The organism is Bradyrhizobium sp. dw_411 (genome assembly GCF_018449695.1).
Taxonomy (GTDB): domain Bacteria; phylum Pseudomonadota; class Alphaproteobacteria; order Rhizobiales; family Xanthobacteraceae; genus Bradyrhizobium.
The window spans coordinates 333,264-352,934 of record NZ_JAAVUY010000003.1; the positions used below are offsets into that span (position 1 = coordinate 333,264).

Genomic DNA, 19,671 nt, shown 5'->3' on the forward strand with positions numbered 1-19,671 from the left:
GCGAGAATGTACGTTATGGATGAAGTGAAATCGTCGCAGGGAGCTTCTGCTACCGGCAGTGAATTTAATATCAACGGCGCGCTGGATCGATTCCTGGACGGCATTGGTCTCTCTTGTGCCGGCACCGGTGGGGCCATTGAGTTTATCGGTGCAGATCCGATCTTCGAAAGCCGCCATCGGATCGGCGCCTGCATGGCGATTCCGATGATGGGCGCGGCGGTCGGCGCCGCAACAGTCTGGGAAATGCGTACGGGACGCGGTCAGGATCTGTCGCTCGATTTGCGAAAGGCGATCCACGGCGTCAATCCCGTCTACAGGTTCAAGCCGACGGTCAATGGCAACGCCTACCAAGCGCCCTACACCCAGGGCAATCATATGCTCTTCGATTTATATCTCACCAAAGATGGGCGCTGGGTGCTTCCGACAGGTGCATATCCGCACATGACGGCGGAGTGGTGCGCATTGCTCCGTTGTTCTCACGAGAAGAACAGCATCGCCAATGCAATCCTGAAATGGGACGCATTGGAGCTGGATGAGGTCGCAGCAGAAAATAACATGATCTTCGCGGTGTGCCGATCCGAGGAGGAATGGGCCCGTCATCTGCAAGGCGAATTATTGGCATCCAAGCCGTTGATCGAGATCGAAAAAATAGCTGATAGTGATCCAGAGCCATTTGGTCCGGCCGATCGTCCGTTTTCGGGGCTGCGCGTATTGTCGGCAACCCATGTGATTGCCGGCAATGTAACTTCGCGGACGCTGGCCGAGCAGGGGGCTGAAGTTTTGCAAATTGCCCATCCTCAGGAGTTTGAACACGAGTTCTTCGCGATCGACCCGACGGCGGGGCATCGATCAACATGGCTTGATCTTAAATCGCCGGAGGGAAACAAGCGTGGTCACGCCTTGGCTGCCAACGCTGACGTGTTCGTCGACAGCTATCGTGGACGAAGCATGAGCAATCTCGGCTTTTCGCCGCAGGAACTGGCTGCGAGGCGTCCAGGCATCATCTATTGTTCCGTCCGTTGTTATGGTTATGACGGGCCATGGGCCAATCGCGGCGGTTTCGATATGGAAGCGTTATGCGTGAGCGGCTTCACCTTCCACGAAGGTACGCCCGACCGGCCGAAGTTTCCGCCTACCTACGTCATGAACGATTATATCGCCGGCTATATGGGGGCCGCCGGCGTGACGGCAGCGCTGATCCGCCGCGCCCGAGAGGGTGGCAGTTATCACGTCAAGATTTGTCTGACCCGTAATTCGATGTGGTATCCGACGCTTGGTCTGCTGGATCGCGGCGATCAAGATTTCAGCGGCGAGCAGCACAAATTACTGGCGCCGGACGCGATCACGCGGCAGACGCCGTATGGCGAGGTTTTTCGGCTTGCTCCGGCGGTGCATTTCTCGGAGACGGCAGGCGATTGGAACGAGCCGATCCTGACGGTGAGGGGCTCGTGCAAACCGGAGTGGTTGGCGGCGCGGTAGCAAACAAGGAGGTTTCGTGTCGATTCAAACGGCCCATTCTTCGAGCAGCGATCTTGCATGCCGAAGAGTGGCCGTCCCGAAACCCTCGGTGAACTTTCGATAGACACGGTCCAGTTCGGCATATGCGTCGCCTCGGCGATATTGCCCGGCGTAAAGGTGACCGAGGCTCACCGCGGCTCGCAATTCCCAGGCGAGCCCGCGCTGCCGGCTCCCGAGATCGAGGGATCGACGAAACAGGTGCTCGGCTGCGGGAGCGTTGGCTGCACCCGCCAGAAGGAGAATTTCTCCTTTGATCCGCATCGCTTCCGGCATCCACCAAAACGCATCGTTACGCTCCGATCTCCTCAGGGCTTCATCGGCTGCCGCGAGAGCCTCCTCGAAGCGGCCGCGGGACGCGACCACCTCGGCCAGATAGTCGAGGAACGGCACATAGACATTGTCGTATTGTGCCTCGCGAAATCTTTCGAGGCCGCTACGAAGCATTTGCTCGGCCAGCGCCAAATTACCGCGTGTGGCATGCAGCCGTCCCTCATATGCAATCCCGCTGGCAAGATAGCTCTCCAGACTACCCTTTTCGGCGGTCGCCTTGAGCTCGGAAATAGCCGATTTCACGCCCTCCAGGTCTTCAAGGACGATGGAAATAGGGCACCCGCACCAGGTCAGCGCCTGACACAGCGAGGTGGGATTTCCGGTCGCAACTGCGTCCGCGTGAACCTTCTGGAGCGCCTGCTGCGACTGGTCGAACAATCCCTGATGCAGCAGCGCCCGCCCGCTCGCGCACTGAGCGTAGATCGAGTGATCCAGACCCCAATGGACTATCGTGCGTTGGGCCGCGACGGTACGGCGCTGCGCTTTGCTCGAATATCTGAGAGCCTCATCATACTCACCCAAAAAGAACAGCGAGGCGGCATTGATGCTGTCTGCTATGGAAATGGCGACCGCGTCGTTGCTTTTCTGCGCGAGCGCGTCGCATTGCCGCGCCAACACCGTCGCGCGCCGGAAATCTCCGAGCCGATGATGAAATACCATAAGGCCGACAAGCGCGCGCAACTGCCAGGTTGGAGCGTCGAGCTGCTCGGCGAGCTCGCAGGCTCTCGTCAGCGCGGTACCGACCTGGCTGTTCATTCCTTGTGTGAACATAAGCGAGAGCCCGAAGGCCGTCTGCAGCACCATTTCGGCATGCGTGCCGAGATCGGTGGCATCGAGTATGTCCAGCACTTTACTCGTCCAGCCGCGGCATTCGGTCAACAGCGACCTCTCAAGCCAGATCGGCACGCAGCCTGCCGCCAATGCGACGGCGATTGAACTGTCGCCGCCGGAACTCAATACCCAATTGAGTGCCGCGCGCACGTTATCGAGATCGTATGGATAGTTGACCGCAAGGGTGCCTTCGCTGCCGGCGCGCGAAATGGCATCAATGGTCGTTCGATAATAGACCGCGTGGCGCCGCGCGATCAGGTCGGCGTCTTCGCTCTCATTGAGTTTGACCCAGGCGAAGGCTCGTGTGATCTCGAGCAGACGGAAGCGAGCGCCCAAATCGCTGGCCTCGGCGGCAACCAGCGATTTCATGACCAGGTTCGCGATGCTGCTGGCGATGTCAGGACTGCTGCCGTCATCTTCGAGCACAACGGCGGCAGCGGCCTCCAGGGTGAAGCCATTTGCAAAGATCGCCAGACGCCGGAAGATCGTTCGCTCGGCCGGACCAAGAAGCTGATAGCTCCAGTCAAGCGCCGCGCTGATGGTCCTGTGCCGTGGCAGCGTGCGCCGCTGAGTTCCGTCCAACAGATACAGGTGGTCCTCGATACGCTTCGCCAGCCCCTGGACGCCGAATGTATCGACGCGACTCGCCGCGAGTTCGATGGCGAGGGGATTTCCGTCCAGCTTGCGGCAGATGCGGGCGGCGTATGGTGCGTCGGCGTCATTCAATTCGAAATCGCTTGCCGCGGCTGCTGCGCGTTCGGCAAACAGTTGAACCGCCGAGAATTGGAGTGCCTCGGCTGCGCGTAGCCCGATCAGGGAGTCGGGAAGTTCCAGCGCTGACAGCCGGTAGACGTGCTCGCCTTCGATGCGCAACGGCTCGCGGCTGGTCGCCAGGATACGGACGCCACGCGAGCCTTTCAAAATCGTGCTGGCGAGATCCGCCGTGGCTTCGATGACGTGCTCGCAATTGTCGAATACGAGCAGCATTTTCTTGTCGCGCAGCGCGGTGATCAGCGTGGGAAGTACCTCGTCGGAGCGAATCTCCAGTTGCATTTCCGAGGCTAGTGCGGCGGGTACGAGCGAAGAGCTGACGACCGGTGCCAGATCGATAAACCAGATTCCATGGTCGTAGGCAGGGAGCAACTCCTCGGCTGCGCTGAGGGCGACCGCGGTCTTCCCGATGCCTGCGGCCCCCGTCAGGGTAAGGAGCCGCTGTGTCGAAAGACGATGCGTAACTTCTTTCAGAATCGTGGCTCGGCCGATCAGGCGTGTTAGCTGCACGGGCAGGTTATTCGGCGCTGTCTTCACTTGCAGGTCGGCTGGCGCGGGTGCGTCGGCAAATGTGATGGGAGCGACGAACCGATAACCTCGACCGGGGCTGTTGACGATATACCGGGCGGCCGACTGTCCGTCGCCAAGCGTGCGACGCAAGGCGGCGATGTGCACGGTAAGGTTGGCTTCCACCACAAGCGTATCGGGCCAGACGATGTTCACGAGATCGCGTTTGCTGACCAGGTCACCGGCCCGATCCGTCAGCGCGACCAACAGGTCCAGCGCTCTGCTGCCGAGGCGTACGGGCTTGTCGCCTTCGAAAAGCAGTCGTTCGGAGGCAAACAAGCGGAATGGCCCAAACAGCAGAGCACGTCCCTCGGGAACCGCAGCTTGGTCGCTCACGCCTGCCTCGCTCTCGGCATGTCTAAATCGTCTGATTTCAGGCGTTCTTCGCGCGGGCTGGGTGGACCGCAAGACCATGGGTACCTCCGACCGGACGATGTCGATTGTCCCCGCCCGGGTCTTTTACGATTCGGACCAATTTTGTCTAAGAGTCACAAACAGGGGCTACTCTTGCCTCGTTTGGCCTCGCGCCGGCTGTGGGACGCGCCGGCCGTTGAATTGCGACGCGCTCAGCGTTCTCGGCTGCTTATTTTGGCTTCGCTTCAAAAACGGCCCTGCAGTCCGGGTTTAGATGTGCTGTGTTGCGTTGAAGGCACGCCGTTATCGCCGCATGATCCGGAATGAATTGCTGGCAAAGGCGAAAAACATCCGGTTTGCAGGCATTGCGCTGTGCCAGCGTGCCTTCCTCGGCATGCAACGTTGCATTTGTAGCGATAAGAATAACGGCAGCCGAAAAGCAGCAAATCGAGGTCGCGTAAGACGGCCTGGCGTGAGATTTCATGGAATGTCTTCTCGCTAGTGGAATCAGCCAACACAGAGCCTGCAAACGGGACGTGAGCTGGTAGATATCCGCTTGTCAGCCTGCTTTATGTGGTGACCATGCTCGCCGGTGACCGACGCGGCCAATAAATCCCGGCAAAGTGTTGCTAATCTTTACGAACGGCTGGGGTCTGTCGCCGGCGCGAAGCTCCAGAGCCGGATAACTCGAGGGGGAGGGTGACTTTTCTCAGCGGCAAACAGATCGCGATCGGCTCAGCGCGCCAGGCGGAAGTCGCCGGGATTTCACTGCGCATATGCGCTATTTCTCCGGAAGGCCGGCTTTGCGCAGACCGTCCAGAAAACGCTCGCGGTCGGCCGGGCGACGGAACGGCCGTATCAGGCGCTCATCTCCCAGCGTCAGCCCGGGCATCAGGCGTATGAATTCGTCGAGACCGGCGCGTGCGTCGGCCTGGCGCCCAAGGTGGGCCGAGGCTGCGGCAAACGTTCCATGCGCGTCGGGAAACGCTGGATTGCAGTCGATCGCGCGTTTCCCGCACTCCGCAGCTTGTTCGAATTTACCGGCGCTCAAATACGCCCAAGCGCTTACCGTGAACCACACGACCATCAGGAAATCGCGCGGGCTCAGTCGCATGGCCTCCTGCAGATTTTGAATCGCAGGATCGCATTCCCCGGCAAATGCGTAAGCGGTACCCAGGTATCCGCGCGCGAAGGTCGAGTTCGGGTCGAGGTCGATCGCCCGTAGCAGCCGCCGTATAGCGTTGTCGTGCTGGCCCGAGAACAGCTCATGGATGCCAAGCGACGTATGAGCCGCGGCGTTCTGTTCATCGGATGTTACAGCGCGGCGCGCCATCTCGCTCATCCGCGTCCTGGCTTCCTCCGGCGAATCCGTCCATCCGAAGAGAGCGGCGAAGTGCAGCGAAAAGGCGAGATCGGCGAGTGCCAACGCGTGTTCGGGCTGGCCCCGTAGCAATTCGTCGAGCAAGCCGATCGCCTCCTTGGAATCGTTGCGCGTAAACCGCCGGATGTGCCAATGGGCGCGCATTAAGCGCTCCCATTGGCCTAGTTCAGCCGTTTCCTTGCCTTGCGAACGCTGGATCTCGGCGGCGAGGATACCCGGTGCGATGGCGCCGATAATGCTGTGGGTGATCTCGTCCTGAACTGCGAAAATGTCGTCGAGTGCGCGGTCGTATCGCTCGGCCCACAAATGCGTTCCCGTGGCGGCCTCAATAAGCTGTCCAGTGATACGAAGGCGCTTGCCGGCCTTTCGTACGCTGCCTTCGAGCACATAACGTACTCCGAGTTCGCGGCCGACCTGCTTGATATCGACGGCATGGCCCTTGTAGGTGAAACTGGAGTTTCGAGCGATCACGAAGAGCCAACGCGATTTGGAAAGTGCAGTGATAATGTCCTCGGAAATTCCATCGGCAAAGTATTCCTGCTCGACGTCGCCACTCATGTTCTGAAATGCAAGAACTGCGATTGAAGGTTTATCGGGAAGGGCGAGAGCTTGAACGGTTACCGCGGAAGAGTTTAATGGAAGCAACGAAACGGCGTCACTTCCAAGCCGCATCCGCCAGGCGCGCATTGGTTCATTGATGTTTTTCAGTGCCTGCAGGCCCATATCATTGTAGGAGAAATCGACCTTGCCGCGGATTTGCCGGTGTGCATCATCCGAGATGCAGACGCAGCCCGGCTCCGCTATTCCCTCGAGGCGGGCTGCGATATTGACGCCGTCGCCGAAAATATCATCATCATCGATGATGATATCGCCGACGTGAACGCCGATACGAAATTCGATCCTGGTGTCTTGTGGCACGTCGGTGTTCTGCACGGCCATATCGCGCTGAATCTCGACCGCGCATCTCGCTGCGTCCACCGCGCTGGCGAACTCAACCAGCATGCCATCGCCCGTGGTCTTGACGACGCGACCTCGATGCTCGACGATCTTGGGATCGACAAGGGCTTTTCGAAGTGCCTTCAACTTACCGAGCGTGCCCTCTTCATCGGCGCCCATGAGCCGACTGTAACCGGCGACATCCGTTGCCATTACAGCGGCCAATCGCCTTTCCACCCGTTTGTCGGTCAAAGGGTTCTCCAATCTCGAACTTCAAACCCAAATCTATCAAAGCATACAGAATACGCACCGGCAGAATGCGTAAGGGCTCGACCAATGTCGGAATTGGGTCCAGGCAGGTCGTGACGATGCTCCCCAGCGACGGCCACGGCCAATAAATCGCGGCAAAGCATTGCTAATCCTTACGAACGGCTGGGAGCTGTCGCTGGCGCGAGCTGCGAAGCCTACCTGACGCAGACCGGCGCGGGATCGGTTTGCGAGGATTCGTACCGTTTTGGAAGTGTTCACTTCGTCTCTCGCATGGCGCCATCTAAACGTCTCCGAACGCTTGGATATCAGTATCGAGCTCATCGAGCTCTAGGAGACCGCCACGATTATTGCAAGCAGCCGCAAGGCCCATCTGGCAGGTGGAGGCATCGCCGCCCTGGCCGACGCCGCCTATTTGATCAGAGACGGCGGTCTGTTGGGCGCGAACATCAGCGCGTACGAGGAGGGCGAGTTCGTCGGCGGCTGCCTGGACGCGGGCAGCGTTGCAAAGCAGGGTTACAGCATGCGCGGCGAGCGGATGTTCGAGAACAACTATGTCTACATGTACGACCCGCTCTCCTTCATCCCTTCGGAGGATGATCCGACCAGGTCGATCAAGCAGGACATGCTGACGGGATGAACGATGGCTGAGTACCTGGACTTGCTCAACAGAGAACCGTCATGGATACGTTAGAGCTTGCCATGCGGCTTGGCGCGGCGGTGCTCGTGGGCATTGCACTGGGTTTAAATCGCGATCGTCACGGAAAGTCGACGGGGGTACGTACCCTCGGGCTCGTCGGCCTCGGCTCGGCATTGTCCGTGCTTGCTTTCGGCGAGGCCAGCAGCGCCGACGCGAGCCGTGTTCTTCAGGGCATTGCGACGGGAATCGGGTTCCTGGGTGCAGGTGTCATCGTGCGCAGCAATAACGGTGATCATGTGCACGGGCTTACTACCGCCACCTGCGTCTGGTTGACCGCCTGTATCGGTGCAGCTTGCGGGGTCGGCGAATGGCGAAGCATTCTGCTCAGCTTTCCCTTCGTTTTGGTGTTACTGTTTTTCGGTGGGCCATTTGAAAGGGCAATGAACCGGCGCTGGCGTCGCCCGGCGAAGGTTGAAACCGATCCATAAATAAAACGAAAGCCGCGCACGCCGGGAGGAAGCTTGAAAGCCGGGCCGAGCGGACAGAAGGCGACGCCGCATAAACATTGGAACGATTCGCGCTGGAGCTACAGCGAGCTGAAGGTGCCAGGGACTATAGTCAGGAGCAGCGCAGGCGTCGCCATTCGCCGGGCGGAATACTAACAGCAGCAGTAAATACTTTTGTAAAATGGCTTTGGTCGGAAAAGCCGCAGACGCCCGCGATCTCCGCGAGCGGCAAATCGGAATTCAAGAGCATGCCTTTGGCCCGCTCAATGCGCTGCTCCACAAGCCAGCGGTGCGGTGGCCGACCTGTTGTTTTGCGAAACGCACGGGCAAAATGGCCGCGCGAGAGCTCGCACTCTCCTGCAAGCTCCTCTAGCGTGATCTCGCCGTCGAGACGAGCCATCAACATTTCCTTTGCCCGACGCATTTGCCAGGGCGCGAGCCCCCCGCGCACCATCAGGGGCGCCGTCGCCGATCCCCCATATGCCTGCAGCATGTGTGCGAGCAAGGCCGCAGCGATATGGTCTATAAACAGCCTGTTGGCTCGCTCCGGGTGTTCAAATGCCGGCAGAAGGCAGTGGCCTAGACTCCGGACGACGACATCGTCGTGTGCATTTAGAAAATCCAAGTCGAGTGTGCCTACTTCGCGCACTCCCTGTTCCACCGCGATCGCGTTAAGAGCTGTTCGAGGGAAGTACATTTGTATGCTGTCGAATTGGAGGTTCATCTCGACGACCGTTTCGACATTGAAATTGACGAGTGAAAAATTGCCGGTCTTGGTACCGCCCTTGCGATAGTGGCGCCCATCGAGCCAAATATTGACCTCCGGAAGGGCTCGTAGCTCCAGGCTCACGAGAAAAGCATCCGCGATCGGCGTTGGCAAAGTGCCGTTATCGGTGCGTTGAGAAGCAATTCGTGAGAATTCGACCACCGATTTGCGCAGCGGCTGCGCCTTTATCGTCGGTGGCGCTTCAAGGTCCATGACCTCGCAGATCCGTTCGGCATAACTACGCTCCGCCATTGTCGCCCCGCCTCATTCTCGATGCTGTGTCACGGCTCAGCTCAAGTTATTGAAACCGCCGGCGCGCACCAAGGCTCAAGTTGCCAGATTCAATTACCCTACATCGTACACCGAATAAAACCATGACTACTAACGGCAGCCGCATTTTTGCGGCTGCGCATCAGCTTTCGACTGTCTGAAGATTTTGAAATAACAGAAATTTTTTCGGCGTGCAATTTGGGCTCAGTCCGCGACCGCGGCAGCGTTTTGCTTATTTGCGCGCAGCCGAGGTCACTTCAACACCGCCCTATGAGCGGGAAATGTCGCACCGAGATGTGACGCGGGTACGCGGCCTGCATACCTTCACGCGCTGGCGTCGATCCCGCCATTCCGTGACGGTCGACAGAAAATGCCAGTGGATTCTGATTTTTGGGCGCCGCGATGCGGGTCGTGGGCCGATGTCTTGTCCAAAATTCCAGATGGATTCGAATGCGCGGTCTCGCGCGGGTCAATGATCACGAACTGGTGACCCGGTCGCCTGTAACTCAGACCGGAAGCGGCGCGGAGTTGTCCGTGTGCACCGGAAAACTGCTGCACTCAAATTCAATCGGAGAATCTTCATGTCAGTAAGAACGATAGTTACGACGGCGTTGCTCGCGAGCGCCGTCACCACCGCGTTTGCCTCGGTTTCATTCGCTGCTCCCTTGACGAAGGCCGAGGTGGACGCCGCGACCGCTGCCCACAAGGAAAAATGCTTCGGCATCGCGCTCAAGGGACAGAACGATTGTGCGGCAGGACCAGGAACGACCTGCCAGGGCACCTCGACCACCGATTATCAAGGCAATGCCTGGAAGTTCGTCCAGCACGGGACCTGCACTTCTATCCAGGTCCCGGGCGGCAAGACCGGCTCGCCGACCGCGCTGTAAGCCGATAACGATCCGACGGAAAGCGGAGAAGACGATGAATGCGATCATCAAATTTGCGGACCCGCAAGCTTCGCGCTTGCTCCGCTTTCCGGCTCACCCGATCGCCGGTTTGGCCGGCACGAGCTTCAAGCACGAACACTTCAGCGCAATTCTCGCTGAGCGACCGGCGGGCGGCTTCTTTGAGGTTCATGCTGAAAATTATATGGGAGCGGGAGGACCGTCCCATCGTGCGCTCGAAAGCATCCGGCGCGACTATCCTGTTTCGCTGCATGGCGTCTGCATGTCGATCGGCGGCCCGCAGCCGATCGACGTGGCCCATCTGGCGAGGTTTGCGGCTCTTGTAGAGCGCTACGAGCCGGCCCTTGTCTCCGAACATCTCGCATGGTCGACGCATGAGACGACCTACTTCAACGATCTGCTGCCTCTTCCCTACACGGAGGCGACCCTCGCCCGGGTCGCCGATCACATCGACGAGGTCCAGGAAGCGATCCGTCGGCCTATTCTGCTCGAAAATCCTTCCACTTACGTGCTGTTTCGCGATTCCACGATGAAGGAAACCGATTTCATTCGCGAACTGGCCAGACGGTCCGGCTGCGGACTGCTGCTCGACATCAACAACGTCTTCGTTTCCGCCACCAATCATGGCTTCTCCGCGCACGACTACCTGTCGGATTTCCCGCTCGACCGGGTAGGCGAAATCCATTTGGCGGGGCATGCCGAACAGGCGGACGACGAAAACGAGCCGCTTCTCATCGACAGCCATGACGGCCCGGTTGCCGATGCGGTGTGGAGCCTCTTCGACATCGTCGCCGGCCGGTGCGGGCCGATTCCAACTCTTGTGGAATGGGACAGCAATATTCCCGACTGGCCCGTACTCAAGGGCGAGGCGATGGCGGCACAAGCTATCCTGAATCGTTACGCGCAGACATTCGCTTTCGGCTCGACCCATGCTGTCCGCTGACCCCTCATCGCTCGGCGGCAGAGCAAAGCCAAACTATGGAGCGATGTTCTCGTCCGCCTTGTTGAAGCCGGAACAGGCCGTACCGGATTGCGTCGCGGGCCCCCACGGAAGGACGGCATCCAGGCGCTACAGCGTCTACCGCAATAACGTCACGTTCAGCCTGATAGAGGCTTTGGCTTCGATTTATCCCGCGGTCCAGCGCATCACAGGCGTGGAGTTCTTCAGGGCCATGGCTCGCTTTCATGTCCGCGCAAACCCGCCGCGCTCTCCGCTGTTGTTCGAATATGGCCGCGATTTTCCCGATTTCATCGAGCAATACGAATACGCGCAACCGCTGCCATGGCTGGCCGACGTGGCTCGGATCGAGCGAGCATGGCTTGATTGCTATCATGCGGCTGACGCCGAGCCTCTCAGCGCAACGGCCCTGGCGTCTGTCCCGGCCGAGCGGCTTGCGAAACTCGTGTTCGTGCCACATCCGGCGGTCCGGATCGTCCGTTCCGGTTTTTCCTCCGTGTCGATCTTCGCCGCCAATCGCAACGCAGGGCCGATCGCTCCCGTCCACGCGGTCGATCCGGAGGATGCGTTGATCATCCGGCCCGGCCAGGACGTGGTGGTTCGGCATCTTCCTGCCGGCGGGGCAGCGTTCCTGACCCGGTTGATCGAGGGAGCCGCTCTTGCCGTCGCCGTGTCGGCCGCGCTGGAGGCGACCCCAAGCTTCGATCTTTCCGCCAACATCGCCGGCATGATCGAGGCCGGCGTATTCGCAACAATCCAGGATGGAGATCCGCAATGATAATCGACAATGACAGGCCGTCGACCGGAAGCCTTCACCGGAATGTCGTCGCGCTGGTGGAACTGGCGAACGGAATTGTCCGATTCATTGCGCATCCTGATCTGGTCCAGTTTGTCTTGCGTCTCGCTCTCGCCGTCCCCTTCTGGAAATCCGGCATCCTGAAGTGGAGCGGCTTTCTCCAACTCAGCGACACGGCCGTTACGTTGTTCACCGACGAGTTCATGATCCATTTGCCCGGAGGCCCTTACCCGTTTCCCGCGCCGGTCGTTTTTGCGTTCCTGTCCGGATCGGGCGAGATCCTGTTCCCGATCTTGCTTGTACTTGGTCTGGCGACCCGCTTCGCGGCATTGGGGCTGCTGTTCATGACGGCCATCGTCGAATTGACCGTGCCGGACGGCTGGCCGATCCACATCACCTGGGCAGCGATGGCGCTCGGCATCATGGCCTGGGGACCCGGCCGGGTTTCGATCGACCATGTGATCGGTCTCCTGTCAGGTCGCGATAAGGCTGCGTGATCAGCTACTAAACTTCGGCACCCACCAACATTCGATATATTTGCCGTGGATATCCTGTAACCTTCTGCTTATGCGCGCGGATAACAGGAAAGTGCTGCTTTCTCTCCGGTTTCGCCGGCCCGGCAATTTGAAAGTTGATTAACGTGAAGAGTTCAGACCTCATTCGGTCGCTTGCCAGTGAACTTACACCGGTTCATCCGGGGAAGACACGCAACGACATGCTCCTTGGCCTGGGCCTTGGTGCAATGGTCTCGCTCGCCGTTGTGATCGCGATCTATGGCGTGCAGCCCGGCCTTGTCAGCGTCGCCCATGGCGGCCTGATGGCGATGAAGGCATGCTATGTGCTTTCGCTCGCGGCGATCGCCGGTTCGATGCTGATGCCGATGCTTCGGCCTGGAAACCTCGTGCCGGATCGCAGAAGCTTCTTTTTGCTTCCGGTGCTTTTGCTTGCCGGGGGCGCCCTGTGGCAGACGGTGACTTCAGATACTGGCGCCGCGTCACTCTGGCTGGGATCGAACTGGCCGCAATGCCTGCTCCGTATCGCAATCCTGGCGGTGCCCATATTGACGGGCGCATGCTGGGCGATCAGGCCGCAGGCACCGCTGCGCCTCCGCGCAACCGGAGCTTTAGCCGGACTGGTATCGGGCAGCATCGCGGCGGCCATGTTTGCTCTCGCTTGTCCCGAGAACGGTTTGGGCTTCGTTCTGGTCTGGTATACGGTCGCAATCGCGATCAGCACAGTTGTAGGCGCCATGATCGGCCCCTCAGTCCTGCGCTGGTAGCTGTCCGGGCCGCTGCCGGTCGAACTTCAGGCGCGTTCGAGCATCGCTCTATTCAAGTCACGTCGGTCGCGACGATATGGCTTAGTCTTGTCAAGCCGCGATGCATGTTCACCTTTACCAGCGAGGCGGATTGGCCGGTGCGTTCGGCCGCTTCCTCTATGCTCAGCCCCTCAAGTTTTACCAGCCTGATCACTTCCGACTGCGCGGGTTTCAGTTGGTTCAAAAGCTCGTGAAGCAGTAGCGCGCTCATGACCGCAGGGCCATGATCGTCGATCGCGATGTCCTCGGATATATCCTCGGCGCCGTGGCCTGCGGGGTCACGGTCCAATGCACGGAGCCGGTCGATCCATTTGTAACGCGCTATGCCGGCAAGCCATGCCTTGAAGGGACGACCGGGCTCGTAGGTGTGCCGACGGGTGTGGAGGGTGAGAAGCGTGTCCTGCGCGGCATCCTCGACCATCGAAACCGGCAGACGGCGAGCATAATAGCGGCGGAGCCAGCCGTCGACTTCGGTCAGGAGCCGGGTATAGGCGCCGGCGTTCCCAAGCTGTGCGGCAGCCATCAGATCGCCCCAGGGATCGTCGGTCGCGGCGGATGCGGCAGACCGGTTACGCCGAAGGCTCGGGACGGTGGCGAGCATTTAAGCGGGTTCCTTCGGCGCAGCGATTGCTTCGCCTTTCCAACCCAAAGCTCGCCCAGACAGGAATGTAAGTGAACGTCACCAGTGCTCATGAGTTCGATACGCGCCGGCTATGTCTATGAGCTGGCCATTTCTCTGAAACGCAGCTCGCAAACTGGCTGTGACGACGCGTTTCGCACCTGGCCGGCGGGTGCAACGCGCCCTGATCTGTGGCATAAACCGCGCATGGAGATGCATCAGGTCCGATATTTTCTTGCCATGGCGCGGAGCCTGAATTTCACGCGCGCAGCAGAAGAATGCAACGTCACTCAGCCGTCGCTCACCCGCGCGATTCAGAAGCTCGAAGAGGAATTTGACGGCCCGCTGTTCCGCCGCGAGCGTTCGCGCACCCATCTGACCGACCTCGGCCGCGAGATACTGCCGCATCTTGAGCGTACTTACCAAGCCGCGCAGGCCGCCAAGGTCTTGGCGCGCGAGATAGGCAAGGCTCAGGTGGCGCCGCTGACCCTCGGAATTGCGAACACGATCGAGAATGACGGCCTGGACGCGGTGCTGGCGGAGATCGGTGCCGGTCTGCCCGGATTCGAACTCGCGCTACAAAGTGGCTCGTCCGAAGAATTGATCGAACTCGGGCTGAACGGCGCACTCGATCTTTTCATTGTCGAAGTGCCCGAGGATGCGCCCGACAGGTTCGAAGCCTGGTCGTTGTTCGAGCATGTCTATCATATGATCACGCAGGCGGGGCATCCGCTGGCGAGCCGGGATGTGGTGACGCTCGACGATATACGCGACGAAGTTTGGATCGAATATTGCGGAGACGGTGCTCGGGCGCTGCGCGATGCTGCTAAAACGGCAGGTTTCGAGCCAACATTCCGGCATCGCGTGGACAGCGCAGTCCAGCTCCGTACACTGTTGTTGGCCGGATTTGGAAGCGCCTTCCTTCCACCGCCGCTCGATCGCACCAGGCTGGCGGTGCTCCGTCTCGCCGGCGTCGATGCATCCCGCGGTGTCGTGCTCGCGGCAATCGCCGGGCGGCGTCGGTCTGTTGCGGCCGATGCTTTCGTGCGAGCGTCGCGCGCCCGCGCATGGGACGTGGAGCCGTCAGCGCGTCAATGAGGCGACGATGCGCACGACATCCTCGGGCTCCGCACGAAGCCTGAAATCGGGGTCCACGAACGCATATTCGATAATGCCGTCCGTTCGCACAACGAAGGTCGCGGGCACGGGGAGCAGGCCGGCCGCTCCTCCGTAAAGTTCGTTCAAATCGATCCCGAACTCACGATAGGCCGCAATCAAGGTCGGTCCGACGTGGAATGCCAATCCAAGTTCCAGCGCCAGGCCGTGATCGACGTCGCAGAGTACTACCGCGTCCGGCCCAACGATATCGCCAAGGGCCTGGCTTCGACCACCTAGTTCTGCCGTTACAATGGCGAGTTGTCCTCCGGCGTCCTCAAGTCCGGCAAGCGCTGCGCGCCAACTCTCCAACTCGCTGACACAATAGGGACACCAACCGCCTCTGTTAAAGCTGAGCACGAGTGGGCCATCGACCAAAAGGCCGGCCAGCGTGCGAAAGCGCCCGCGATAATCGGGCAGTGCGATTTTAGGAAAATGATCGCCGACGCGTGGCGCGCGCGCGCCGACCTCCAGCGTGCGGAGCCGCGCCACGAATTCATCGTAACGCTCGCGCCACTTGGGTGAGACGCCGCGGAGATAATCCAGTTTCTCTGAAAGGGGTGGCGTGGTCATCATATTTTCATATTGGGCCGGCTCTGGGCTGAACGGAAGCCATCGCGCGGCATGAACTTCATGCGTCCTGCGTATCCGTTTGTCTGTAACCGGGCGGCCAGATTAGGCGGAGTAGGGGTGAGCATCAATGTTCGTCTGAAGGAATCGATCATGTCGCCCGTCTCTCAGCTACCCAGCCATAACACCAAGCCACGCGTAATCATCATCGGCGCGGGCTTTGGCGGCTTGTCGGTGGCGCGCGGGCTTGCACATTCGGGCGTCACCATCACGCTTATCGACCGTCAAAACCACCACGTCTTCCAGCCGCTTCTCTATCAGGTAGCGACCGCGGGGTTGTCGCCTGCTGACATTGCGGCACCGATCCGCTCCATCGTCAAGCGCCAGAAAGAGACGCGCGTTCTCCTTGCCGAGGTGAAGGGCGTCGACGCCGATCAGCGCCGCGTTCTCCTCTCGGACGGGGGGACACTTGATTACGATGCTCTCGTGATCGCGACTGGCGCCCGTCACGGCTATTTTGGCCGCGACGAATGGGCGGAGCACGCCCCCGGCATCAAGACGATCGACGACGCGACGCGCGTCCGGCGGAGCATTCTGCTCGCCATGGAACGTGCCGAGACGATCCGCCAGGAAAGTCTGCCCGATCGGGACGAATATCTCACCTTCGTTGTCGTCGGCGGAGGACCCACGGGCGTGGAGATGGCGGGCGCTATCGCTGAGCTCACCCGCCATGCTACCGACATGGACTTCCGCTTCATTACCCGCCGTTGTCTCAGGATCATGCTTGTCGAAGCGGGTGACCGGCTGCTGCCCACCTTTCCGGCAAAGCTCGGAGACGCCGCACGCAAGGCGCTCGGCGGCCTAGGCGTGATTGTCCGGTTGAATGGCCGCGTGACCGATATCGGTGACTACGGCGTGACGATAGGCGACGAGAGGATCGCAACCGCGACCGTCATCTGGGCGGCCGGTGTACAGGCGTCCGATGCTGCCAAATGGCTCGATGTCGAGGCCGACAGGAGCGGCCGCGTGAAGGTCGAGCGGGATCTGAGCGTTCCCGGTCATCCCGATATCTTCGTGATTGGCGATACCGCAAGCCTTGTCGATGCAAGCGGACAGCCGGTACCCGGCGTCGCGTCGGCCGCCAAGCAGGAGGGTATGCATGTCGCTCGTTCCCTGCTCGCACGATTCACCGGAAGCCAGGCGCCACCGCCCTTCCACTATCGGAACTGGGGCAATCTCGCGACGATCGGGCGGAAGCGTGCCGTCGCAAAGATCGGCTCGCTCCAGATCACGGGTTTAGCCGCATGGCTGCTGTGGTCGACCGCCCACATCTATTTTCTTGTCGGCTTCCGCAACCGCATCGTGGTCGGCGCCAACTGGCTGTGGAACTATCTCACCTTCGAACGTGGCGCGCGACTGATCACGGGGATGACACACGTGGTGCGCCGTGACGCCGAAACTCACACGCCAACTTCCGATTGAAACGTCCTGATCAATCACACCCATCCTGAAAGCGTGGCGAACAAATTGCGTCGTTGATGCCGTTTGCCCGACCGCCCTGATAAGGTCTGCAAAGACAAGGAAGGGCGCCATCTATGTACTTGGCAGACCGATCTTGCCAAAGCCGGCGGCGGACTCGAGCACTCCAATGAGCTGCTCGTCGCGCTTGGCCCACAGCCGCATCATGGTCTTGCGTTAGCGATCGAGGTCAGCCTGCCTGCAACGATCAAGCCTGAACTTGCGGTAGCGCAATAAGCAGGTCCCGCAAATCCCGTTCCCTTTGATATGGATTTGGATAGGGGATCGCGATGCGGGGAAGTGACGAACGGTCGGGCTCGCTGTTCAGCTATGTTGACCTGGAGGCTCGGGTTCGTGCCGACCATCCGCTACGGGTGATCCGGGGCTTGTCGAATACGGTGCTCGGCGACCTGTCTGGGGCGTTCAGCAAGCTCTATACGGACTTCGGTCGCCTTTCGATCGCACCGGAGAAGTTGCTTCGGGCGATGTTGCTGCAGGTGTTCTATGGAGTTCGCTCGGAACGGCATCTGACAGACTGGAACTAACGGCGTAATGAATGCGCTCGTCGCGCGTCTCGAACAAGCTTCAACACACGAGCCGCTCATACGTTGGTGTGACCAGAATTTCCCAAGGTTGGATGGCAGCGCGCGCGGAAGACCTGCAGCCTGGAGCCTAAGTGGCTTACCTGTCCAATTTCACGGCTACCGGCCGTTTCGTACCGTGCGTCGATATCCCGGTCAGGCTGAGCACTGGAGGTTCGCATGATCAGGTATTTTTTCGAAGGTCTAGGTTCGCCGGACACGGCACTCGCCATCAGCCGTGTTGCCGCCGGCCTTTTTTTCCTGCTGTCCGGTTACCATAAGCTATTTAACGCCGAGCGCCGCGCCGCGCTGGTCCTGACGTTGCAAAGTGTGGGCCTGCGACACGTCAACGTTCTTCAGTGGTTTTTACCCGCGGCGGAGTTTTCGGGCGGATTGGCGGTCGCGATGGGCCTGCTTTCCGTGCCCGCAGCTCTCGGGCTGCTGATCATTTCAATCGGCGCAACGCTGACCGACGGCATCAAGCGCATCGCCGATTGGCGGCCCATAGACAAGTCAGACTGGCTTGATGACATCCTTTATTTGCCCGAGGTGCTCTACGCTTTATTGCTGTTGTCCGTCATACTGGCCGGACCCGGGCCTTTCAGCCTGGACGCCCTCCTGGCGAGATATTTTTAGCGCTGTCGCGGCTCTAGCGATGCGCCAGGTGACGATCGAACATCATCATCAGGGTGTTGCAAGCAATCGCGAAAACGGTCAGGAGCAGGGCGATCGCCATGATCGTATCGATCTGGCCAAGATTGATGGCACTGGTCAGCAGAAAACCGAGCCCGCGCTGCGAAGCGAACATTTCGCCGATCAATACGCCAAGCAATGTAAGCGAGAAGCCGAGCCGCACGCCCGAAATGATCTCCGGCAGGATCGCCGGGACGATGACCGTCAGGGCCGTCTGCAAGGTGGTCAGTCGCAGGACCTGCGAGGTGCGTCGATAGACCGGTTTCATCTGCCGGATCGCATTCATCGAAAACAGCGTAATGGGAATAAGGCCATGCATGACGCCAAAGGCCACCTTGGCGGACATGCCAAGGCCGAAGCAGAGCAGGACCAGGGGATAAAGAACGATTTTGGGGATTGAGTAGAGTGTGACGAGAATCGGTTCCGCGACGTCGCCTGCCAGCCGGCCGAGGCCGAGAATTACGCCAAGAGCAATCCCGCCGAGAACGGCAATCAGCAGCGCCAAAACAAAGGCGCGGCCTGTTTCGCTGACATGGATCCAGAAATCGCCGGTTCGCAACAGGACCGAAAGCTTTTCGACGGTTTGCAGAGGCGAGGCGAGCGCTGAGTCTCCGACGTAAAGATAAAGCAATTGCCAGATGGCAATGCAGGCCAGGATGACGATAGCGGTTCCGCCAAATCTGCGCATGTATCTCACCGCCGCCGCTGCGACTGCAGTCGCCTGTCGACGCCGTTAAGCAATGTGTTCACTCCTGTAACCAGCAGGATGATCAGCAGCATCAGTGCATACATGCGAGGGGTCTCGAAATTGTTGTATGCGTAAGCGATGGCATAACCGACGCCGGATCCTGAGAGAATGAATTCCGAGGCGATCACGCCGATAAAGGAATACGCGACGGAAAGCTTGATTCCCGTGAACAGAGAGGGCGCTGCCGAGGGCAGTTCGATCATGACAGCGGTTTTGATGCGGGACATGCGATAGATCCGTCCGGTCTTGCGCAGCACGCGGGGAATGCGGTCGAGGCCGTTCAGTGTCGCCGTGATCATCGATACGACAGCAAGCAGCACGGCGATGGCGATGATCGCACCCGAACCGACGCCGAAAAGACTGATGAAGACCGGGTAAAAAATGAAAGTCGGCACGGCATAATAGCTGGCGAGCAGGGGTTCCAGCGCAGCTCTGAGGCCTGGTGCGGAATAGATGATCAACCCGGCGACGAACCCCAGTGTCACCGACAACACGGTTGAGGTCAGCACGTTGACGATGCTTGAGATGATGTCAGCCGAAAACTCGCCGGAGACGAGTATCTTGGTCAATTCCACCGCCATTTGCGACGGTGCGATCATGACACCGACCGGAATGACATGAAGCCGGCACAGAATCTCGACGGTGGCGACGAGGAGCGCCACGATGCCAAACC

Annotated in this window: 19 protein-coding genes and 1 pseudogene; 12 read left to right on the plus strand and 8 right to left on the minus strand. The window is 59.8% G+C overall.

Annotation, left to right across the window (positions count from 1 at the left end; translation table 11 throughout):
* The first annotated feature begins 15 nt into the window (after positions 1–15).
* Positions 16–1,479 (plus strand): CoA transferase, encoded by a 1,464-nt coding sequence (locus tag HB676_RS06555; RefSeq protein WP_213736889.1) that lies wholly within the window; start codon positions 16–18, stop codon positions 1,477–1,479.
* A 24-nt stretch (positions 1,480–1,503) separates the two neighbouring features.
* Here the strand turns inward: HB676_RS06555 and HB676_RS06560 are convergent, their stop codons facing one another.
* The 3 genes from HB676_RS06560 to HB676_RS06570 all read right to left on the minus strand — a co-directional run bounded on the left by HB676_RS06560 (position 1,504) and on the right by HB676_RS06570 (position 6,940).
* Positions 1,504–4,353: a winged helix-turn-helix domain-containing protein gene (locus HB676_RS06560; protein WP_213736890.1), complete on the minus strand. Its 2,850-nt coding sequence runs from the start codon at positions 4,351–4,353 to the stop codon at positions 1,504–1,506.
* Positions 4,354–4,600: 247 nt separating this feature from the next.
* Positions 4,601–4,855, minus strand: a complete 255-nt coding sequence (locus HB676_RS06565) for a hypothetical protein (RefSeq protein ID WP_213736891.1) — start codon at positions 4,853–4,855, stop codon at positions 4,601–4,603.
* A 297-nt stretch (positions 4,856–5,152) separates the two neighbouring features.
* A complete protein-coding gene (locus HB676_RS06570) occupies positions 5,153–6,940 on the minus strand; it encodes an adenylate/guanylate cyclase domain-containing protein (protein ID WP_213736892.1) in 1,788 nt (595 codons plus the stop codon).
* A 388-nt stretch (positions 6,941–7,328) separates the two neighbouring features.
* On the opposite strand from HB676_RS06570, the gene HB676_RS06575 reads away from it, so the two are divergent.
* Both HB676_RS06575 and HB676_RS06580 read left to right on the plus strand, forming a co-directional pair.
* Positions 7,329–7,595 carry an oleate hydratase gene (locus tag HB676_RS06575; protein ID WP_218625660.1) on the plus strand — a complete coding sequence of 89 codons (267 nt, stop codon included), beginning with the start codon at positions 7,329–7,331 and terminating at the stop codon, positions 7,593–7,595.
* A gap of 41 nt (positions 7,596–7,636) precedes the next feature.
* Positions 7,637–8,083: an MgtC/SapB family protein gene (locus tag HB676_RS06580; RefSeq protein ID WP_213736893.1), complete on the plus strand. Its 447-nt coding sequence runs from the start codon at positions 7,637–7,639 to the stop codon at positions 8,081–8,083.
* 130 nt (positions 8,084–8,213) lie between these two features.
* On the opposite strand, the gene HB676_RS06585 is transcribed toward HB676_RS06580, so the two are convergent.
* Complete coding sequence (locus tag HB676_RS06585; RefSeq protein WP_213736894.1) at positions 8,214–9,119, minus strand: AraC family transcriptional regulator; 906 nt, start codon at positions 9,117–9,119, stop codon at positions 8,214–8,216.
* Positions 9,120–9,718: 599 nt separating this feature from the next.
* On the opposite strand from HB676_RS06585, the gene HB676_RS06590 reads away from it, so the two are divergent.
* From HB676_RS06590 to HB676_RS06610, 5 genes are all read left to right on the plus strand, one after another.
* On the plus strand, positions 9,719–10,024 hold the full coding sequence (locus HB676_RS06590; protein WP_213736895.1) for a DUF2282 domain-containing protein: 306 nt from the start codon (positions 9,719–9,721) through the stop codon (positions 10,022–10,024).
* A 34-nt stretch (positions 10,025–10,058) separates the two neighbouring features.
* Positions 10,059–10,985 (plus strand): DUF692 domain-containing protein, encoded by a 927-nt coding sequence (locus HB676_RS06595; RefSeq protein ID WP_213736896.1) that lies wholly within the window; start codon positions 10,059–10,061, stop codon positions 10,983–10,985.
* The gene (locus tag HB676_RS06600) at positions 10,972–11,778 is read left to right on the plus strand and encodes a DNA-binding domain-containing protein (protein WP_213736897.1); all 807 of its coding nucleotides are present in this window, start codon (positions 10,972–10,974) and stop codon (positions 11,776–11,778) included. The genes HB676_RS06595 and HB676_RS06600 overlap by 14 nt, the downstream gene beginning before the upstream one ends.
* A complete protein-coding gene (locus tag HB676_RS06605; RefSeq protein ID WP_213736898.1) occupies positions 11,775–12,293 on the plus strand; it encodes a DoxX family protein in 519 nt (172 codons plus the stop codon). Before HB676_RS06600 ends, HB676_RS06605 begins: the two co-directional genes overlap by 4 nt.
* A gap of 143 nt (positions 12,294–12,436) precedes the next feature.
* Complete coding sequence (locus HB676_RS06610) at positions 12,437–13,075, plus strand: DUF1109 domain-containing protein (RefSeq protein WP_213736899.1); 639 nt, start codon at positions 12,437–12,439, stop codon at positions 13,073–13,075.
* A gap of 52 nt (positions 13,076–13,127) precedes the next feature.
* On the opposite strand, the gene HB676_RS06615 is transcribed toward HB676_RS06610, so the two are convergent.
* Complete coding sequence (locus HB676_RS06615) at positions 13,128–13,715, minus strand: sigma-70 family RNA polymerase sigma factor (RefSeq protein ID WP_249780094.1); 588 nt, start codon at positions 13,713–13,715, stop codon at positions 13,128–13,130.
* Positions 13,716–13,805: 90 nt separating this feature from the next.
* Between HB676_RS06615 and HB676_RS06620 the strand changes: the two genes are divergently transcribed.
* Positions 13,806–14,831 carry a LysR family transcriptional regulator gene (locus HB676_RS06620; protein ID WP_213736900.1) on the plus strand — a complete coding sequence of 342 codons (1,026 nt, stop codon included), beginning with the start codon at positions 13,806–13,808 and terminating at the stop codon, positions 14,829–14,831.
* On the opposite strand, the gene HB676_RS06625 is transcribed toward HB676_RS06620, so the two are convergent.
* Positions 14,817–15,461: a redoxin domain-containing protein gene (locus HB676_RS06625; protein WP_213736901.1), complete on the minus strand. Its 645-nt coding sequence runs from the start codon at positions 15,459–15,461 to the stop codon at positions 14,817–14,819. The genes HB676_RS06620 and HB676_RS06625 overlap by 15 nt on opposite strands.
* Positions 15,462–15,611: 150 nt before the next feature.
* On the opposite strand from HB676_RS06625, the gene HB676_RS06630 reads away from it, so the two are divergent.
* From HB676_RS06630 to HB676_RS06640, 3 genes and pseudogenes are all read left to right on the plus strand, one after another.
* Positions 15,612–16,940 (plus strand): NAD(P)/FAD-dependent oxidoreductase, encoded by a 1,329-nt coding sequence (locus tag HB676_RS06630; protein ID WP_213736902.1) that lies wholly within the window; start codon positions 15,612–15,614, stop codon positions 16,938–16,940.
* Positions 16,941–17,266: 326 nt separating this feature from the next.
* Positions 17,267–17,512, plus strand: a pseudogene (locus HB676_RS06635) (transposase); the annotation flags it as partial.
* A 225-nt stretch (positions 17,513–17,737) separates the two neighbouring features.
* Entirely contained in the window at positions 17,738–18,193 is a 456-nt protein-coding gene (locus tag HB676_RS06640; protein WP_213736903.1) for a DoxX family protein, read from the plus strand.
* Positions 18,194–18,206: 13 nt separating this feature from the next.
* Here the strand turns inward: HB676_RS06640 and HB676_RS06645 are convergent, their stop codons facing one another.
* Together HB676_RS06645 and HB676_RS06650 are read right to left on the minus strand one after the other, a co-directional pair.
* Complete coding sequence (locus tag HB676_RS06645) at positions 18,207–18,938, minus strand: ABC transporter permease subunit (protein ID WP_213736904.1); 732 nt, start codon at positions 18,936–18,938, stop codon at positions 18,207–18,209.
* Between the two features lie 5 nt (positions 18,939–18,943).
* Positions 18,944–19,660 carry an ABC transporter permease subunit gene (locus tag HB676_RS06650; RefSeq protein ID WP_213736905.1) on the minus strand — a complete coding sequence of 239 codons (717 nt, stop codon included), beginning with the start codon at positions 19,658–19,660 and terminating at the stop codon, positions 18,944–18,946.
* Between the last annotated feature and the right edge of the window lie 11 nt (positions 19,661–19,671).

What these genes read in the sequence shown, in the direction of transcription:
- HB676_RS06555 (WP_213736889.1), top strand. Translation starts at nt 16, where the DNA reads ATGGATGAAGTGAAATCGTCGCAGGGAGCTTCTGCTACCGGCAGTGAA.
- HB676_RS06565 (WP_213736891.1), bottom strand. Translation starts at nt 4,855, where the DNA reads ATGAAATCTCACGCCAGGCCGTCTTACGCGACCTCGATTTGCTGCTTT.
- HB676_RS06580 (WP_213736893.1), top strand. Translation starts at nt 7,637, where the DNA reads ATGGATACGTTAGAGCTTGCCATGCGGCTTGGCGCGGCGGTGCTCGTG.
- HB676_RS06585 (WP_213736894.1), bottom strand. Translation starts at nt 9,119, where the DNA reads ATGGCGGAGCGTAGTTATGCCGAACGGATCTGCGAGGTCATGGACCTT.
- HB676_RS06590 (WP_213736895.1), top strand. Translation starts at nt 9,719, where the DNA reads ATGTCAGTAAGAACGATAGTTACGACGGCGTTGCTCGCGAGCGCCGTC.
- HB676_RS06595 (WP_213736896.1), top strand. Translation starts at nt 10,059, where the DNA reads ATGAATGCGATCATCAAATTTGCGGACCCGCAAGCTTCGCGCTTGCTC.
- HB676_RS06600 (WP_213736897.1), top strand. Translation starts at nt 10,972, where the DNA reads ATGCTGTCCGCTGACCCCTCATCGCTCGGCGGCAGAGCAAAGCCAAAC.
- HB676_RS06605 (WP_213736898.1), top strand. Translation starts at nt 11,775, where the DNA reads ATGATAATCGACAATGACAGGCCGTCGACCGGAAGCCTTCACCGGAAT.
- HB676_RS06615 (WP_249780094.1), bottom strand. Translation starts at nt 13,715, where the DNA reads ATGCTCGCCACCGTCCCGAGCCTTCGGCGTAACCGGTCTGCCGCATCC.
- HB676_RS06620 (WP_213736900.1), top strand. Translation starts at nt 13,806, where the DNA reads ATGAGTTCGATACGCGCCGGCTATGTCTATGAGCTGGCCATTTCTCTG.
- HB676_RS06625 (WP_213736901.1), bottom strand. Translation starts at nt 15,461, where the DNA reads ATGACCACGCCACCCCTTTCAGAGAAACTGGATTATCTCCGCGGCGTC.
- HB676_RS06630 (WP_213736902.1), top strand. Translation starts at nt 15,612, where the DNA reads ATGTCGCCCGTCTCTCAGCTACCCAGCCATAACACCAAGCCACGCGTA.
- HB676_RS06640 (WP_213736903.1), top strand. Translation starts at nt 17,738, where the DNA reads ATGATCAGGTATTTTTTCGAAGGTCTAGGTTCGCCGGACACGGCACTC.
- HB676_RS06645 (WP_213736904.1), bottom strand. Translation starts at nt 18,938, where the DNA reads ATGCGCAGATTTGGCGGAACCGCTATCGTCATCCTGGCCTGCATTGCC.